The sequence below is a fragment of the Haloferax gibbonsii genome (assembly GCF_001190965.1).
Classification (GTDB): domain Archaea; phylum Halobacteriota; class Halobacteria; order Halobacteriales; family Haloferacaceae; genus Haloferax; species Haloferax gibbonsii.
The window spans coordinates 1,558,080-1,575,770 of the sequence record NZ_CP011947.1 but is presented as its reverse complement, the minus strand read 5'-3'; the positions used below and the strand labels follow the sequence as shown (position 1 = coordinate 1,575,770).

Sequence of the window (17,691 nt, the reverse complement as noted above, 5' to 3'; positions counted from 1 at the left end):
CGGTTGGTTTGCGCGTCGATTCGCGACCCGAACCGAGTCGGTTCGGTCCGGTTCGAGTCGGGCCGGGACGATTCAGGTCGGTTCCGTCGGGAGTCCCGACCGGTCAGAACACGCCCGGGAACAGCACGTAGCTGAACAGGAGCGTGAGGACGCCGGTCGCGGTCCCGTAGTACAGAAGCGGGATGAGTTCGAGGCGGATGACGCGACCCTCCTCGCCGACGAGGCCGACGACCGCGAGCGCGGCGACGACGTTGTGGACGGCGATGAGGTTGCCGATGGCCCCGCCGACCGCCTGCGCGCCCAGCATGACGGTCTTCGACGTGCCGATCTGGTCGGCGACGCCGTACTGGAAGGTGCCGAACAGGATGTCGGAGACGGTGTTCGACCCCGCGAGGAACGCGCCGAACGCGCCCACGAAGGCGGCGAAGAACGGGTAGGCACCGCCCGCGATGCCGGCCATCCCCTCCGAGAGGACGATGAGCATGCTGTCGGTACCCGTCGCGTTACCCGACTGGAGCATTATCTGGACGGTCGCCACGGCGAACAGCAGCGCGATGACCGCCGGGGTGACTTTCTCGATGGTCTCGGCCCACGTCGCTTTGACCGCCGCCGTGTCCATGTCGTGGAGGCCGATGGTGACGAGATGGACCGCGAGGAACACCGCGCCGGGCAGGTAGAGCAACTGGAAGTCGCCGGTCAGCCCCGTGCCCCAGATGTCCGCGTACTCGAAGACGAGGTTCGACGTGAGGAAACTCGTCAGCGGGTCGAACACTCGGGTGACGACGAGCAGGGCCGCGACGAGGACGTACGGCGTCCACGCCTTCCAGAGCGACATCTGCTGGACGACGCCCCCGTCGGCGGCGACCGCACCGCCGCGCTCGCTCGTCTCGCCGGGCTGGATGTCGCCGACCCAGTGGTCGGGCCACTCGGCCCGCGGCGCGAAGTCCCACTCCTCGTCGGGGTGGAAGAAGCCGGCCTTGAGCGCGGAGACGGTGAGCAGCAGTCCGACCATCGCGCCGACGAGGCCGGGGAACACCGGTCCGAGGAAGTAGGCCGTCAGGAAGTACGGCACCGAAAAGGACGCCCACGCGAACAGCGTGAGGGGGAGGACTTCGAGCGCCGGCTTGATGGAGCGCTCCTCGCCGAAGAAGCGCGTCATCATGGCGACGCCGATGAAGGGGAGCACGACGCCGACGACGACGTGGTTCATCGCCGCGAAGACGGCGATTTCGGACACCCACTGTTCGACGCCCGTGCCCTGCGCGTCGAGCGCGTTCGTGATGACCGGCACGTCGTCGAAGATGTCTATCATCCCGATGATGAGCGGCGTGCCGACCGCGCCGAAGGTGATAGCCATGAGGTTCCCCGTCAGTGCGACCACGACGGCCGCGAGCGGCGGGAAGCCGAGGCCCACGAGGAGCGGGCCGACGATTGCCGCGGGCGTGCCGAAGCCGGCGGCCGCCTCGATGAACGAGCCCATGAGGAACACGAGCAGGACGACCTGCACGCGGCGGTCCTCGCTGATGGAGGCGAAGCCGTTGTTGATGGCGTCGAACGCGCCCGTCTGCTTGAGCGTGTACAGGAGCAAGATGGCCCCGAAGACGATGTACAGGATGTTCGACGCGGTGATGAAGCCGTTGATGGTCGACGCGATAACCCACTGCGGCGTCATGCCCCAGCCGAGGACGCCGGCCCCGATTGCGACGACCCACGCGACGGGCATCGCCCGCGTCGCGGGCCAGTACCGCCCGACCATCAGATAGGCGATGGTGATGAGCGGGAGCAGGGCGATGAGCGCGTCGGTCGCGTTAACCATGCCGCACACCCCCACAGTTCGTTCCAGCCTGTGCCGTTCCAGATTCGTGCCTGATGCGGTGCATCGTGGAATCCGATACACAACTTTTGTGATATATATCTATCGTTCGTCGCTATTCCTGACATCTCTGTGGCGGTCGTCTTACCCGGAGTACACAACCCAGTACACTCGAAGATACCGAGCCAAATACGGCGTTAAACGCCCAATTCGCATTCTACACGGTCTATCCTGTCGGTTCGCGGCCGGAGCCGAATCGGAAAAATCGATCCCCGAAACGACCACTTCACACGTGTTTCTCGGCCATAACACACGACTGAATCGGGAGTTCACTCGTGTGCAAAGGCTTATGCAGTCGTGTGGAAAAGACATATCATGGAAGATGAGTCTCGCGCGCGCTCCCGAAACGAGCACGGACAGTACGTGGGACGCATCTCGCTGGACGCCGTCTTGGAGGTGTTCGAGGCGCGCGACGACGCGGCCCGTCCGCTGACCGCCACCGACGTGATGGAGGCGCTCGACTGCTCGCGGCGCACCGCGCACAACAAACTGAACGAACTCGAAGAACGCGGCGACCTCGCCACTCGGAAGGTCGGCGCTCGGAGCCGCGTGTTCTGGATTCCGATGGCCGCCGACGCGGACTCGACTGCGGGACAGGCCGCGGGTTCGACCCACCCGGGCTCTTCCCCCGAAACCGCGGTTCCGGGCGAGGCCGACGACCCCGACGGCCTCGACCACCCGCCGGCCGTCTCGTCCGCCATCGAGCGCGCCGACCTGCCGGGGAGCGGCCCGATGCTCGACGCCCGCCGCGAGGCGCTGTCGGCGGCGTACCAGTACCTCACCGACCACCCGGAGGCGAAGAAGGCCGACTTCCTGCGGGACGTGTACCGAGACTACCCCGCCGGCTTCGAGTCCGCCGAGGGCTGGTGGAACGCCATTCAACCGGCGCTCAAGCAACTGCCCGGCGTCGACCCGCCGGAAGAGCGCGGCCACATCTGGCACTTCCTCGGCGGGTAGTCCGATTTTCGAACGTGACTCTCACCCTACGAATTTATACAGTATCGGGCCACAATTCCGGCAAACGCATCGATGTCAAGCGATTCGTCGTCTGAGAGTTCCGTCTCGGAGTGTGGCCGCTCGTGAGCGACGGTCGCCCCGGTTCAGACGCGGACGCGTCCGCGCGGTCGGACGTCCCCGACGATTCGGACGACTCCAACGCGGGACCCCCGGAGTCCGCCCCCTCGACGGAACCGAGCGTCGCCGGCGGCGACGACGTCTACGCCTCCGAGGTCGAGGGAAAGCAGTACCGCGGCACCTGGTATCTCCCGCTTCGCTACGAGGAACTGGAGGAGTCGGACGACTCGGACGACTACCCCGATTCGGGCGACGGCGGGTCGTTCCGCCTCGCCGACCTCCCGCGGGTCCCTCGCGTCGGGCACGTCGTCGGCCCCTCGGCCATCATGCTCGGGGCGTCGCTCGGGAGCGGCGAGACGCTCTTTTGGCCCGTGTTGACCGCGCAGTACGGCTGGGCGGTCTTCTGGGCGTTCGTCGTCGGCGTCTTCACGCAGTTCCTCATCAACACGGAGCTTCAGCGCTGGACGCTCGCCACCGGCGAGAGCATCTTCCGCGCGTTCGCACGCGTGGGCTCGTACTGGCCGTGGGCGTTCCTCGTCGGCGGGCTCATCAGCCTCGGCTGGCCGGGGTGGGCCGCCGGCGCGGCGCAGGTCGCCACGACGGCGCTCGGACTGGACGGGTCGGTCGCGCTCTTCGGCGCGTCGCTCGCGACGTGGAAACTCGTCGCCGCCGTCCTGATGGGCGTCATCTGGCTGTCGTATCAGGTGTCGTCGGTCATGTACAACGCCGTCGAGGTGTTCCAGATCGGCCTCCTGTTCGTCGCCATCGGCGCGGCCCTGCTGCTCGTCGCCGTCACTGGCTCGTGGGTCGAGTTCGCCGACCTCCCCGCGGCCGCGGGCTCGGTCGGGACGCTCCCCGAGGGGCTCGATATCGCGGTCTTCCTCGGCGGCCTCGCCTTCGCCGGCGCGGGCGGCTACCTGAACCTCTCGCAGAGCCTCTGGATGCGCGAGAAGGGCTACGGCATGGGCAACTATCAGGGGCGCGTGAAGAACCCGCTGCGCGGCGACGACCCCGAACCCATCGAGCGCGACGGGTTCGCGTTCCGTCCGACGCTGACGAACCTCCGCCGCTGGCGCGGCTGGTGGCGCGTCGTCCAACTCGAACACCTGCTCACGTTCGTCCTCGGCCTGCTCCTCGTCGCTCCCGCGTTGATGAGCGTCGCCATCCGCTACGCGTCGGGGTCGACCGCCAACGCCATCCAGATGTGGCTCGGCGACGTCGTCCCGTTGCTCGGCCCGGTCGGCTCCTTTCTCGTCTTCGCCGTCCTCTTCGTCGCGCTCTTTACCACCGAGTACGCCATCGTCGAGTCGTTCGTCCGCAACAGCGCCGACGCCCTCTACGAGTCCTACGGCCGGGAGGCCGGCTGGGACCTTCCGAAGCTGTTCTGGCGGCTCCTCACCGCCTTCTGCGTCTGGGGCGTCGTCATCATCCTGCTTTTCTCCTCGCCGTTCGAGGGCCAAGAGCCGTTTTTCTTCCTCGTCGTCGGGGCCGCGATGTCCGGCGTGATGATGTGGCCCTACACCGCGCTCGTCCTCGTGATGAACACGACTCGGCTCCCCGAACACGTCCAACCCGGCTGGGCGCGCGTCGTCGGTATGTGGTGGGCGACGGGCTTCTACGGCTACTTCAGCGTCCTCCTCATCGGGACGTGGCTGACCACCGTCGGTCTCGAGACGTTCCGGACGGTCCCGACGGTCCTCGGGAGCGGCACCGGCGGCTACCTCCTCTGGGCGGGCTACTTCGTCGTGCAAACGTACGCGGTGACGAAGTCCGCCGCCGGCAAGCGCGAGGCGGCCGGAACGGTCGCCGACGCGGACGAGGCGGTCGGCCGGTTCTCCTGACTCTAATCCTTCATAATTAACCGACAGCGTGGTGCTCGAACCCGAAGAACGATTATGTAGAACGCGCTAGCTCAACGTATGTCAACCGGCACGGTTGCGACGTTCGAGGACTCGCTCGAACGACTCGAAGTAGGCTGGACGCACGCGTCACCCGACGAGTTGGCGGACGTGCTCGAAGGCGTCTGTTCGGACCCGACCATCGGCGTGGAACTCCCGTACGACGGCGTCGACCTCCCCGACTGGGTGAACACGGACCCGACCCCCGCGGACCTCCGCGAGGCGAACGCCGGTATCACGGCCGCGGGATTGGGTATCGCGGACTACGGGAGCGTCGTCGTGCAGGGCACGCCCGACGGCATCGAGCCGGTGAGTCTGTTCGGCGACCTCCACGTCGCCGTCCTCCGGCGGTCGGACATCGTCCCCGGCATGCCCGAGGCGTTCGACTGGCTGGGCGAGGAGTTCCGCACGGGACACTCCTCGGCCATCATCGCCACCGGCCCCAGCGCCACCGCCGACATGGGCGCGCTGGTGAAAGGAGCGCACGGTCCGAAGGAAGTCCACGTGGTGATTCTCGATGAGTAAGGCGCGCGAGGCCAAGGCGGCGAAGATTCGACAGTTGATGGAGACCGAGGGCGACGCCGTCGGCACGAGCACCCGCGGGTTCAACGAGGGTCGCTACCAGTCGGTCCGGACGCTCGACGACTACGAGGGGCTGAAGTCCGAAGCGCGGGCCATCAAGGAAGACGCCATCGAGCGCCTCCCCGAACTCATCGACCAACTGCGCGAGACGGTCGAGTCCAACGGCGGCACGCTCTACATCGCCGACGACGCGGCCGACGCGAACCAGTACATCCGCGAGGTCTGCGAGGACAAGGAGGCCGAACGCGTCGTCAAGTCGAAGTCGATGACCTCCGAGGAGATAGAGGTCAACGAGGACCTCGAAGCCGCCGACATCGACGTGGTCGAGACCGATCTCGGCGAGTGGGTGCTGCAGGTCGCAGACGAGTCGCCGTCCCACATCGTCGCGCCCGCCATCCACAAGTCGCGGGAGGCCATCGCCGACCTGTTCAACGAGACGTTCGACCCCGACGAACCCCTCGAAACCGCGGAGGAACTCACCATGTTCGCCCGCGAACAGCTCGGCGAACTCATCGAGGGCGCGGACGTGGGGATGACCGGCGCGAACTTCATCACCGCCGACACCGGGACGATGGCGCTCGTCACCTCCGAGGGTAACGCCCGGAAGACGGCCGTCGTGCCCGACACGCACGTCGCGGTCGCCGGCGTCGAGAAAGTTATCCCGACCGTCGAGGACCTCCGCCCCTTCGTCGAACTCATCGGCAAGTCGGGAACGGGACAGGACATCACCTCCTACATCTCGCTTCTGACCCCGCCGGTCGAGTCGCCGACCGTCGACTTCGATGCCCCCGACACGCCGCTTTCGGAGACCGAGACGGACCGCGATTTCCACCTCGTCCTCATCGACAACGGGCGGTTCGACATGCGCGAGGACGACCAACTGCGCGAGACGCTCTACTGCATCCGGTGTTCGGCGTGTTCCAACGTCTGCGCCAACTTCCAGCACGTCGGCGGCCACGCCTTCGGCGGCGAGACCTACTCCGGCGGCATCGGCACCGGCTGGGAGGCCGGCGTCGAGGGCCTCGACAGCGCCGCGGAGTTCAACGACCTCTGTACCGGCTGTAGCCGGTGTACCACCGCCTGCCCGGTCGAAATCGACATCCCGTGGATAAACACGGTCGTCCGCGACCGGGTCAACCGCGGCGAGGTCTCCGAACTCGACTGGCTCGTCGAGGGGCTCACCCCCGACGAGGAACCCGGCGGCGTCAGCCTCCAGAAGCGCTTCTTCGGCAACTTCGAGACGGCCGCGAAGGTCGGGAGCTTCTTCGCGCCCGTCTCCAACTGGGCGGCCGGACTCGGCGTCTCCCGCGACCTCATGGAGCGGTTCCTCGGTATCGACGCCCGCCGCGAACTCCCCGCCTTCCAGCGCGAGACGCTGAAAGACTGGTTCGAGAACCGAACCTCGCGGGTCGACGACCCGGTCCGGACCGCCGTGCTCTACCCCGACGTGTACACGAACCACGTGCAGGTCGAACGCGGGAAGGCCGCGGTCCGCACGCTCGAAGCCCTCGGCGTCGACGTAATCGTCCCCGACGTTCGCTCGTCGGGCCGCGCCCCGCTCTCGCAGGGCATGATTGCGACCGCGGAAGACCACGCCCACGACGTGTACGCCGGCCTCGCGGAGCACATCGACGACGGCCGCGACATCGTCGTCATCGAGCCGTCTGACCTCGCGATGTTCCGAAGCGAGTACGAGAAGTTCCTGCCCGAGAAGTCCTTCGAGCGCATCTCGGAGGTCAGCTACGAGGTCATGGAGTACGTCTTCGGCCTGCTGGAACACGGCGCGGACGCCGACGCGCTCTCGACGAGCGAGGGAGAGGGCGTCGCCTACCACAGCCACTGCCAACAGCGCACCCTCGGCCTCGAAGGCCACACCGAGGCCGTCCTCTCGGACCTCGGCTACGACGTCGCCACCTCCGACGTGGAGTGCTGCGGCATGGCCGGCTCCTTCGGCTACAAGTCCGAGTACTACGAACTCAGCGTCGACGTCGGCTCCGAGCTACAGGGGCAGTTCCAGACCGACGAGAACAGAGACCGCACGGTCGTCGCCAGCGGCACCTCCTGTCTGGAACAGCTCGATTCGCTCCTCAGCCGGCCGACGCAACACCCGATTCAACTGGTCGCGCCGCGGCGGTAACGACCCCGCGAGCGAGCCGTCACCCGCGACGGCTCGAACGTCTTCTTTCAACTGAATATCACGACTCCATCCGGCGATTTCCCGCCGGCGTCGGACGCCCGTCTGCCGCGTGTCTGCGCCCCGAGCCGCGGGCTACGAACAATTAAGACCCGGCATCCCATGTTGGCGGATATGGACGGGACGCCCGAAGAGATTACGACGCTCGTAGGCCGGGAGGTCTACTCGAACAACGGTGTGTTCGTCGGCGAAGTCGAAGACGTCCGCCTCGACCTGGACCACGAGACGGTCACCGGTCTCGCGTTGACGGCGCTGAACGACGAACTGTTCCGCAATCAAATCGAACCCGGGAAGGGCGTTCTCATCCCGTATCGGTGGGTCCGCGCCGTCGGCGACGTCATCCTCATCAACGACGTCATCGAGCGCCTGAAGAATCCCGAAGAAGACGAAGAGTCGCTCGTCGTCTGACGTTCTAGCTTCCGTTTCCGCTCTCGCCGCCCTCCACGCCCATCGCACGGAAGAGCTTGCGCTTTACCGCTTCCTCGGTGAGTTGGAGGAGCGTGTCGCGGTTGTCGTCGTTGGATTCGATGCCCGTGAAGATGCCGAGCGGAATCTCGACGGACCCCTGCGTGGAGTGGCCGCCGGCCTCGCCGATGCCGGTGAAGGCGTCGCTCAGAATCTTCCCGATGTTCATCCGGATGTCCTTCGACCGCGCCGCGAGGTAGATGGTGTCGTCGGCGATGCCGAAGACGGCGGTCGTGGTGATGCCCTCCAGGTTGAGGAGGTGTTGGGCCGCCTGCGTCAGCGCGTCGCGGTCGCGGATGAACCCCGCGTTCGAGACGAGGTGCGAGCCCTGCACGTCGCGGTTCTGGATGGCCTCGGCGAGCACGTCCAGCGTCTCGGGCGACATCGACGGCGACTCGACCTTCTCCAGCGTGTCGTGGTCGGCGAAGGGGTAGAGGTACGCCGCGGCGGTCAGGTCCGCGGGCGTCGTATCGCGCTTGAAGTCGAGCGTCTCGGCGCGGATGCCGTAGAGGAGTGCCGTTGCCACCGCCTGCGACGGGCTGAGGTCGAACTCCTGGATGTACTTCGTGAGAATCGTCGAGGTCGAAGAGACGTTCGGCCGCACGTCGGTAAAGCGGGCGTCGATGCCGTCGTCGGGCTCGAAGTGGTCGATGAAGACCGTGATATCGGCGTCACCGAGGTCGGGCATTCCCGACTTCATGTGGTCGACGAGCGCGACCGCGCCGTACTCTTCGAGCGGCTTCGAGTCGGCCCGCGGGGTGAGTTCGATGCCGAGGATGTTCACGAACGCCCGGTTCTCCTGGTGGCCCATGTCGCCCGAATAGAGGATGTCGGCCTCGACGTCGTATTCGCGGGCGATGGCCTGTAAGGCGACCGCCGACGCGAGCGAGTCGGGGTCGGGGTTGTCGTGGGTGAGGATGGCCATCCCGTGGTCGGTGTCGCGCAGGAGGTCGGCCAGTTGGCGGGCCTTGTATTCGAGTTCGCCGGACTCGACGCTCCGGAGCGCCGAGTCGGCGATGACCTCGGAGGGGTTGATGACCACGTCGGCACCGAGTTTCGTCAGTTCGTCCTCGGAGACGGGGTCCGACGCGCGGACGACGATGAACTGGTCTTCGCCGCGGTCGCGGATGGTCGAGACGGCGGCTTTGTTGGCCTCGACGTCCGACGAGAGGATGAGAATCACGTCGCGTCCGGTGACGGCGCCGGCCAGTTCCGGGTCGGTGATGTCCGTCGTCTGCGCGTTCAAGTCCTGGTCGCGCAAGGCTTCGACGCGGCTTTCGTCCTTGTCGAGGATGAGGACGTCTTTTCCCTCGTCTGTCAGTTCCTCGGCGACCGCGTGCCCGACGCTCCCACAGCCGAGTATCGCGTACGTAGACATCGAGGAAATGCTGACCCCTGCGCTCATCGTTGCCCGCTACTCCGGTCGGCCGCCACTTAACACCCACCGTTTGTCCGTTGTTTCGTGCGTGTGCGTCCCTGCCGTCGTCGTACAGAAAGGAAAGTCATTTTACCTACCGGCAGTTACCAGAGATTGCAAGGGCCGGTAGCTCAGTTAGGCAGAGCGTCTGACTCTTAATCAGACGGTCGCGTGTTCAAATCGCGTCCGGCCCACTACCTTTCCGATGGAATCACAGTCCCCAGAGAGCGGCTGGGCTTTCAGTGTGTGCCCACGTGGACTGTGCGATTTGAACTAGGGAGTAGGGAGCGAAGCGAACGAAGTGAGCGGAGAGAGTGGAGTTCAAATCGCGTCCGGCCCATTCCTTCATCCCAGACTTACTCCGGCAGTCGGGGCTCCGGCTCGGCCGTTCGTGTCGGCTCCCCGACTCGCTCGCCACCCTCGGGTGTTTTATGTCCCGCTCCGAACGCTACCGAGTATGAACCAGAGCGACAGGACCGAACTGGTCCTCGTCTTCATCACGCTTCTCGTCGCCGTCGTCTTCGGGCTGGCTACGGGCGTCGGGGAGCGCTTCGACCCCGACCGGTTCGTCGCCGCGCTCACCCCGGACTTCGGGGTGTTGTTCGGGGCCGACGTCGTCGCCGGCGCGGTGCTCGTGACGCTCTTCGGCGGCCTCGCGGTCGGCGCAAAACTCCTGTTCGATTCCTGACTCAGCGCCCGAGCGCGACCCACGAGTTCCCGCGGCCCGGCGAGGGCGCGAGCCGTAACGGGAACTCCGACCCCACCGTCGCCGAGGCCAGTCGGGCCCGAAGGTCGGAGGTCGCACACGCCACCACGGTGCGGAGCTCTCCGGTTTCGGCCACGCGGACGGTCATCGCCCCGTGGTCGTTCATCTCCCGCTCCACTCGGATGAGGCGCGTCTCCACACCTCTCGCCACCGTTTCACCATCCACCAGTTCCATGGTAACATGTCTCTCGCCGTGAAGGATAAAGCTCACCACCGTTATCCGGGGGCTTTAGGTCAGCTTCGTCGACGGCCGGTTCCGGAACTTCTTTTCGCCGGTTAGCCGCACACAGCCCATGGACCGCACCCGTCTCAGGTTTTGGACGCTGTATCTCACTCGGTTCGCCGGCGGCTTCGGCTTTATTACGCTCGTCACCCTCCTCCCGAAGTACATCAACGAACTCGACCCGGGTGCGGTCGCCGTCCCCGAACTCGCGCTCGGCGGACTCGCGCTCGGCGGCTTCTCCCTCTCTCGCGGCTTCGTCATCGGGATGTTCACCACCGGCTTCACGCTCGCCCAGACCGTCGCCGTCGTGCCCTTGTCGTGGGCCGGCGACCGCTACGACAAACGTCTCGTGCTCGCGGGGACGGTCGGCCTCGGTGCGGTCGTCTACGCCGCGTTCCCGCTCGTCGACTCCAGTCTCTCGTTTATTCTCGTCCGAGCCGCACAGGGCGTCGCCGTCACCGGCGCGGGGCTGATGTCGCTCGCGCTCGTCGGCGAACTCGCCCGCGAGGGAACGCGCGCGAACCACATCGGGAAGGCGAACGCCGCCCGCTTCGCGGCCTCCATCCTCGGGAGCATCAGCGCCGGTATCCTCTACGACCTGTTCGGCTTCACGCCCATCTTCATCGTCATCACGATTCTCCTGACCATCGCCGTTGTCGCCATCTGGGTGTTTCTCCCGCCGGACGAGACCCGCGTCCACGGCTTTCCGTTCACGGACCTCGCGCTCAACGAGCGCATCCTGACGATGGCGACGTTCCGCGTCCAGTACGCCGTCGCGGTCACGCTCGTCCGGACGTGGGTCCCCATCTACGCCGGCGTTTCCGCGGCCTCCGGCGGCCTCGAATACGGCGGCATCGCCGTCGCCGCCACCGTCGTCGCCGAGAAGTTCACCAACATGCTCTGTCAGCCGTACACCGGGCGCATCTCCGATTCGTACGGCCGGGCGCGGTTCGTCTTCGTCGGCGGCGGCCTCTACGGCCTCATCGCGCTCGCCGTCCCCTTCTCGCCCGCGGTCGGCGAGGCGCTCGCGCTCCCTGCGGCCTTCCCCTTCCTCGGTCCGCTTTCGCCCGCGTTCCTCCCGCTCGTCGGTCTCGCCGGCTTGCTCGGCGTCGCCGACAGCCTCCGCGAACCGGCCAGCATGGCGCTGTTCGCCGACGAGGGTTCCGGCGGCGCGGGGGTCGCCAGTAGCTTCGGTATCCGCGAACTCCTCTGGCGGCCCGGCAGCGTCGTCGCGCCCCTCCTCGGCGGCTACCTCATGGCCGAAGTCGGCATGGAGTGGGTGTTCTTCGTCGGCGGCGCGTCGGCCATCACCGGCGTCCTCGCCTTCCTCGCCGCTCTGACGTGGTCCCACGGGACCGACGCGCTCACGACGTGGTAGGGCTCAGCGCTTACTCTCTTGCGGCCCCTCTTTCTCTCATGCCCGACGACGCGCCGCCCGCGACGACCCGCGACCGCCCGGTGACCGAACCGAGTTACGGCATCCCCGAATCGGAAGCGGGGCTCTTGGAGTGGCGCGTCGTCGAGACCGCGTTCGCCGACGACGAGGTGTTCTGGGTCACGACCACCCGCCCCGACGGCCGACCGCACGCCCGCCCGGTCTGGGGCGTCTGGGTCAACGGCGCGTTCCACTGCGGCGGCGGCGAGCGAACCAGATGGGTCAGGAACCTCGCGCGCGACCCGCGCCTCGCGGTCCACACCGAAAGCGGGACCGACGTAGTCATCCTCGAAGGCGTCGCCGAGCGACTGGACGAGGAGACCGCCGACGACGCCACGCTCACCCGCGTCGACGACGCCTACGAGGCGAAGTACGGGATTCGCCACGGGACGCCGGTGTTTCGGATTCGACCCGAGCGCGTGCTGGCGTGGTCCGGTTTTCCCGCCGACGCGACGCGGTGGCGGTTCGATTCGGCCTGAGCGCCGTCGTCTCGTTCCGCTTCGATTCGTCTGTTTCCCCGCGAATCGGATTTCATATCGCGCTATTTGATTTATTAGTTCGAGAGGCCGGTCCCGGTACCACTCCGGCCGTTCTCACTCCCTGACATGCGGGCCTAGGGTCATTATCGTGTCACTCGTATCACACTGCATGGACCACCTCGAAACCCCGGCGGTACACCGGTTGCTCACCTCGCCCGCCGGCCGATTGTTGACCTCGCGCCCGTTCGAGGCGTTCAAGACTCGCTCGCTCCCCCGCGAGTTCGGCGTCGTCCGCGCTCGCGCCGCGGCCGACGTCGCGCTCTCGGAGGGCCCGGAAGCGTACCTCCGCGAAGTCGGCTCGCCGCCGGCACCGCACCTCCACGACCGAATCGAACGCGCCCTCGCGCAGTACGCCCGCCTCCGCGGCGCGTACGACGAAACGATGGAACGTTGGGACAGCGTCTTCTGGGGCGACGCCGAGTCGACGCCCGACGAGCGCGTCGCCGTCGAGCGCGAGCGCCGCGAGGTGTCGGAACGGCGGGCCAAGCCGACCGACATCTTCGGCTTCCTCCCGAAGGAACACCTCGTGCCGCCGGTGAAGTTCGAGACGCCCTCGCCCGAGGACGCGCGGACCCGCTGGCACCACGAACTCGCCGAACCCGAGCGACTGTACGGCTTCGCCGAGTCCAGCGCGGCCGAGGAGTTCCCCCGCGTCGAGCGCTCTGCGACGGTTCGCGGGCCGGGAACCGTCGAGTATCTGCTTCGCTTCCGGTCGCCCTCGCCGCACCTCAGCGACCGGGCGACCGCGCGGGTGTACGAACCCGTCGACGCCGCCGACGACCTGCCGACGCTCGTCTTCCACTCCGGCTGGGGGATGTTCGACGACCAACTCACCTACTGGCCCGAAGAGGAGTACGTCGCCCGCGCGCTCGCCCCCGAGGGGTACCGGGTCGTCCTCCCCGACGCGCCGTGGCACGGCCGGCGCGAGCTACTCGGTCGATACAGCGGCGAGCCCTACATCGCCCGCGCGCCCGTCGGCCTGTTCACGCTCTACTCGGCGGCCGCGCTGGAGACCGCCGTTCTCACCGACTGGGCGCGGACCGAGGGCGCGCCGGCCGTCGGCGTCGGCGGCGTCAGCCTCGGCGGAACCGTCGCGCTCCACGTCGGCGGTCGGTGCGGCGACTGGCCCGAATCGATGCGCCCCGACCTGCTGTTTCCCGCGGGGATGCCCGGCGCAATCGACCAGACGCTCCTCGCTGGCGGCCTCACGAAACTGCTCGACATCGACGCCGCCCTCGACGCGGCCGGCTGGACCGGCGAGGCGCTCCACGAGTTCGCGCCGCTGTTGAATCCGCCCAAAGACCCGTGTCTCGCGCCCGAACGCGTCTTCCCGTTCGTCGGGACCCGCGACGAGATGGCTCCCGCGTCCACGGCCCGCGGGCTCCTCGACGAGTGGGGCGTCCCGAGGCCGAACCGCCGCGAGTGGGACTGCGGACACTTCGGCGTGCTCGCGAACCTCATCAGAGACGAGTCGTTCCGGACGACGGTCCGGCGAGAGTTGGACGCGGCGGCGCGGAACCGCCGGAACAGAAAATCAGTTACTGCCTGAGTCGGCCGCGTTCCTCACTCCGCGTCGGCGAGGAAGTCGGGCTCGGGGCGCTTTTCGTCGTACTCGCTCCGGAGGTGGTCGCGGAACGCCTCGACGCTCACGTCCTTGGCCTCGCGCTCCTTGCGGTCGCGGACGGAGATGGTCCCGTCTTCTTCCTCGTCGCCGCCGACGATGACCATGTACGGGACGCGGTCGGTCTGGGCCTCGCGAATCTTCCGGCCGAGCGTCCACGAGCGGTCCTCGATGTCGACCCGGAAGTCGCCGAGTTCGTACTGGAGCTTCTTCGCGTAGCCCATCTGGTCGTCCGAGATGGGCAGGATGCGGACCTGCTCGGGCGCGAGCCAGAACGGGAACTTGCCGTTGAAGTGCTCGATGAGCACCATGAAGAAGCGCTCGTAGCTGCCGTAGAGCGCGCGGTGAATCATCACCGGCTGGTGGTCCTCGTTGTCCTCGCCCGTGTACGTCAGGTCGAAGCGGTCGGGCATGTTGAAGTCGAGCTGGACCGTCGGGCCGTCCCACTTGCGACCGAGGGCGTCCTTGAACGCGAAGTCGATTTTCGGGCCGTAGAACGCGCCGTCGCCGGCCTCGATGCCGTAGTCGATGCCGCTGTCGTCGAGAACCGCGCGGAGCTGCGTCTCCGCCTGCTCCCAGATTTCGTCGCTCCCGACGGACTTCTCGGGCCGCGTCGCGAGCGCGACTTCGGCGTCGAGCCCGAACGTGTCGAAGACCGTCAGGATGTTGTCGATGATGAGGTTGATCTCGTCTTCTATCTGGTCGGGGCGGACGAACAGGTGGCCGTCGTCGATGGTAAAGGACCAGACGCGCGAGAGGCCCGACAGCTCGCCGCGCTGTTCCTTCCGGTAGACCTTCCCGTCCTCGAAGTAGCGCACCGGCAGGTCGCGGTAGGACCACGACTGCTGGTCGAAGATGGTCGCGTGGCCGGGGCAGTTCATCGGCTTCAGACCGTACTCCTCGTCGTTCACGTCGAGGAGGAACATGTCGTCGACGTAGTTCTCGTAGTGGCCCGACTTCTTCCACAGCTCCGTCCGGAACAGGTGGGGCGTTTCCACGGGGTCGTAGCCCGCGTCGAGGTTGAGTTGCTTCGCGTAGTCCGCGAGCTCGTCGAGGATGCGCTTGCCGTTCGGCTGGTACAGCGGCAGGCCCGGTCCGGTCGTCTCGTCGATGGCGAACAGGTTCAGTTCCTGTCCGAGCTTCCGGTGGTCGCGCTCCTTGGCCTCCTCGCGCATGTCGAGGAACGCTTCGAGGTCGGACTCGGACTCGAACGCCGTCCCGTACACTCGCGTCAGCGTGTCGTTTTCCTCGTCGCCGCGCCAGTAGGCCGCGGAGATGTTCAGCAGTTTGACCGCGCCGATTTCGCCCGTCGATTCGACGTGCGGGCCCTTACAGAGGTCCTCGAACTCGCCCTGCTGGTAGAACGACAGCTCGTCGTCGCCGGCGGCCTCGTCCTCGAGGATGTCGCGCTTGTAGGGGTTGTCGGCGTACTTTTCGAGGGCCTCCTCGCGGTCGACGAGGACGCGCTCGATGTCGAGGTCCTCCTCGATGATGTCGCGCATCTCGTCTTCGATGGCTTCGAGGTCCTCCTGTTCGAGGTCGACGCTCGTCACGTCGTAGTAGAAGCCGTCGTCCGTCCACGGGCCGATGGTCAGTTTGGCCTCGGGGTGGAGCCGCTGGAGGGCCTGCGCGAAGACGTGGGCCGCCGAGTGGCGGAGCACGTCGAGATACTCGTCGGACTGGTCGGTGACGATGACGAGGTCCGCGCCGTCGTGGAGCGGCGTCTCCTTGTCCACGAGTTCGCCATCGACGACGCCGGCGACGGTGTCCTTGCCGAGGCCGGGGCCGATTGCGAACGCGGCGTCTCGCACCGTCGCACCCTCCTCGACGGAGAGTTCCGTCCCGTCGGGGAGGATGACAGCGATATCACTCATACGCGCACGGAACGGACGGGGGAGAATAAGTGTTGTTGAGACGAGCGCGAGCGACGCCCGCTCGCGACCGATTTCGTGCGGTTTGCTAGCACGACAGAGAGTGAGTCGGCGGTCCGACGTGGCCCCGTCGACGCGCTCGCCGCCTCGCCTTCGGTCCGCTGTTTCGACCCAAAGTACCAATTGGGTCGCACGCGGACCCTGTGGGTATGCGACTTTCTCGACAGAGCGGGGTGTTCATGCACGTCACCTCGGTCCCGGGGCCCCACGGCATCGGCGACCTCGGCGACGGCGCCCGCGCCTTCGTTGACTTCCTCTCCGACGCCGAACAGTCGATGTGGCAGTTCTGCCCCCTCGGGCCGACGGAGCCGGCCATGGCGAACTCGCCGTATCAATCGACCTCCTCGTTCGCCGGCAATCCGCTTCTCATCGACCTCACGGACCTCGTAGAGCGCGGGTGGCTCACCGAGGACGACCTCGAACCCGTTCCCGACTTCGACCCCCACGCGGTCGACTACGAGCGCGTCGGCGAGTACAAGCGCTCGCGGCTCCGCACCGCCTTCGACCGCTTCGAGGCCGAGGCCGCCGAGGACGACCGCGCCGCCCTCGACGCCTTCCGCGAACGCGAGGCCGGGTGGCTCGAAGACTACGCGCTGTTCGCCGCCCTCAAAGACGAGTTCCGGCGGGCGTGGATAGACTGGCCGACCGAGTTGAAGACCCGCGACCCCGACGCGCTCGCCGACGCCCGCGAGGAGTACGCCGACGAGATTCGCTACCGCGAGTTCGTCCAGTTCTGCTTCGACGAGCAGTGGCGCGCCCTCGCCGACTACGCCGACGAGAAGGGCGTCACCCTCGTCGGCGACCTCCCCATCTACGTCGCGCTCGACAGCGCAGACGTGTGGGCCGCGCCCGAGGCGTTCGACCTCACCGAGTCGAACGAGCCGGCCGTGGTCGCCGGCGTCCCGCCGAACCCGAACGACTCCGGCCAGCGCTGGGGGAACCCGCTGTACGACTGGGAGACGCTCCGCGAGGACGGCTACGGCTGGTGGCTCGACCGCCTCCGCCGCCTGTTCGACCTCGTGGACGTGACCCGCATCGACCACTTCAAAGGCTTCGACGAGTTCTGGGCCATCGACGCCGACTCCGACGACCCCGGAAACGGCGAGTGGCGCGACGCCCCCGGCCACGACTTCTTCGAGACGGTCGAGCGCGAACTGGGCGACCTCCCCTTCATCGTCGAGGACCTCGGCTTCCTCGACGCCTCGCTCGTGGACCTCCGCGACCGGTTCGCCTTCCCCGGCATGCGCGTCCCGCAGTACGCCGACTGGTGCAGCGAGGGCGACATGTACCAGCCGATGCACTACCCGGAGAACTCCGTCGCCTACACCTCGACCCACGACACCGACACGTTCGTCGGCTACTACCGCGACCTCGACGACCGCACCCGCGACTGTCTCCACTACAACATCGGCGCGGACGGCTCGGAGATTCACTGGTCCATCATCGACGCCGTCTGGAACTCCGCGTCCGTCCTCGCGTTCACGACGACGCAGGACCTCCTCGGACTCGGCTCCGACGCCCGGTTCAACACGCCCGGCACGCAGACCGGAAACTGGGAGTGGCGCGTCACCCGCGAGGGCCTCGACGACGGCGTCGCCGACCGCCTCGCGAACCTCACGGACCTCCACATCCGCAACTGAGGCCGCCGCCGACCTCGGCTCGGTTCGACTACA

Annotated in this window: 14 protein-coding genes and 1 tRNA gene; 11 read left to right on the top strand and 4 right to left on the bottom strand. The window is 67.1% G+C overall.

Features of this window, described 5'->3' with window-relative positions; genetic code table 11:
- Positions 1 to 103: 103 nt before the first annotated feature.
- Complete coding sequence (locus ABY42_RS08280) at positions 104 to 1,816, bottom strand: L-lactate permease (protein ID WP_050459164.1); 1,713 nt, start codon at positions 1,814 to 1,816, stop codon at positions 104 to 106.
- A gap of 372 nt (positions 1,817 to 2,188) precedes the next feature.
- On the opposite strand from ABY42_RS08280, the gene ABY42_RS08275 reads away from it, so the two are divergent.
- The 5 genes from ABY42_RS08275 to ABY42_RS08255 all read left to right on the top strand — a co-directional run bounded on the left by ABY42_RS08275 (position 2,189) and on the right by ABY42_RS08255 (position 8,029).
- The gene (locus tag ABY42_RS08275) at positions 2,189 to 2,830 is read left to right on the top strand and encodes an HTH domain-containing protein (protein WP_050459163.1); all 642 of its coding nucleotides are present in this window, start codon (positions 2,189 to 2,191) and stop codon (positions 2,828 to 2,830) included.
- Between the two features lie 122 nt (positions 2,831 to 2,952).
- Positions 2,953 to 4,788, top strand: coding sequence for an Nramp family divalent metal transporter (locus ABY42_RS08270; RefSeq protein ID WP_050459911.1), 1,836 nt, complete (start codon positions 2,953 to 2,955; stop codon positions 4,786 to 4,788).
- A gap of 78 nt (positions 4,789 to 4,866) precedes the next feature.
- Entirely contained in the window at positions 4,867 to 5,370 is a 504-nt protein-coding gene (locus ABY42_RS08265; protein ID WP_004976576.1) for a LutC/YkgG family protein, read from the top strand.
- A complete protein-coding gene (locus ABY42_RS08260) occupies positions 5,363 to 7,564 on the top strand; it encodes an LUD domain-containing protein (protein ID WP_050459162.1) in 2,202 nt (733 codons plus the stop codon). The genes ABY42_RS08265 and ABY42_RS08260 overlap by 8 nt, the downstream gene beginning before the upstream one ends.
- Positions 7,565 to 7,735: 171 nt before the next feature.
- Positions 7,736 to 8,029: a PRC-barrel domain-containing protein gene (locus ABY42_RS08255; RefSeq protein ID WP_007274456.1), complete on the top strand. Its 294-nt coding sequence runs from the start codon at positions 7,736 to 7,738 to the stop codon at positions 8,027 to 8,029.
- Between the two features lie 4 nt (positions 8,030 to 8,033).
- On the opposite strand, the gene ABY42_RS08250 is transcribed toward ABY42_RS08255, so the two are convergent.
- A complete protein-coding gene (locus ABY42_RS08250; RefSeq protein WP_004976579.1) occupies positions 8,034 to 9,491 on the bottom strand; it encodes a DHH family phosphoesterase in 1,458 nt (485 codons plus the stop codon).
- 132 nt (positions 9,492 to 9,623) lie between these two features.
- Between ABY42_RS08250 and ABY42_RS08245 the strand changes: the two genes are divergently transcribed.
- Together ABY42_RS08245 and ABY42_RS08240 are read left to right on the top strand one after the other, a co-directional pair.
- Positions 9,624 to 9,697, top strand: a tRNA-Lys gene (locus ABY42_RS08245).
- 263 nt (positions 9,698 to 9,960) lie between these two features.
- Positions 9,961 to 10,191 carry a hypothetical protein gene (locus ABY42_RS08240; protein ID WP_004976582.1) on the top strand — a complete coding sequence of 77 codons (231 nt, stop codon included), beginning with the start codon at positions 9,961 to 9,963 and terminating at the stop codon, positions 10,189 to 10,191.
- A 1-nt stretch (position 10,192) separates the two neighbouring features.
- On the opposite strand, the gene ABY42_RS08235 is transcribed toward ABY42_RS08240, so the two are convergent.
- A complete protein-coding gene (locus ABY42_RS08235; protein WP_049905188.1) occupies positions 10,193 to 10,444 on the bottom strand; it encodes a hypothetical protein in 252 nt (83 codons plus the stop codon).
- A 118-nt stretch (positions 10,445 to 10,562) separates the two neighbouring features.
- On the opposite strand from ABY42_RS08235, the gene ABY42_RS08230 reads away from it, so the two are divergent.
- The 3 genes from ABY42_RS08230 (at position 10,563) to ABY42_RS08220 (ending at position 14,015) form a co-directional block, all read left to right on the top strand.
- Positions 10,563 to 11,870 carry an MFS transporter gene (locus ABY42_RS08230; RefSeq protein ID WP_004976586.1) on the top strand — a complete coding sequence of 436 codons (1,308 nt, stop codon included), beginning with the start codon at positions 10,563 to 10,565 and terminating at the stop codon, positions 11,868 to 11,870.
- 38 nt (positions 11,871 to 11,908) lie between these two features.
- Positions 11,909 to 12,406, top strand: a complete 498-nt coding sequence (locus ABY42_RS08225) for a pyridoxamine 5'-phosphate oxidase family protein (RefSeq protein ID WP_050459160.1) — start codon at positions 11,909 to 11,911, stop codon at positions 12,404 to 12,406.
- A gap of 169 nt (positions 12,407 to 12,575) precedes the next feature.
- Positions 12,576 to 14,015, top strand: a complete 1,440-nt coding sequence (locus ABY42_RS08220) for an alpha/beta hydrolase family protein (protein WP_050459158.1) — start codon at positions 12,576 to 12,578, stop codon at positions 14,013 to 14,015.
- Positions 14,016 to 14,029: 14 nt separating this feature from the next.
- Here ABY42_RS08220 and thrS read toward each other — a convergent pair whose 3' ends face one another.
- Positions 14,030 to 15,961, bottom strand: a complete 1,932-nt coding sequence (gene thrS / locus ABY42_RS08215) for a threonine--tRNA ligase (protein ID WP_050459156.1) — start codon at positions 15,959 to 15,961, stop codon at positions 14,030 to 14,032.
- Positions 15,962 to 16,167: 206 nt separating this feature from the next.
- Here thrS and malQ point away from each other — a divergent pair, with 206 nt between their 5' ends.
- Positions 16,168 to 17,658 carry a 4-alpha-glucanotransferase gene (gene malQ / locus ABY42_RS08210; RefSeq protein ID WP_050459155.1) on the top strand — a complete coding sequence of 497 codons (1,491 nt, stop codon included), beginning with the start codon at positions 16,168 to 16,170 and terminating at the stop codon, positions 17,656 to 17,658.
- The last annotated feature ends 33 nt before the right edge of the window (positions 17,659 to 17,691 follow it).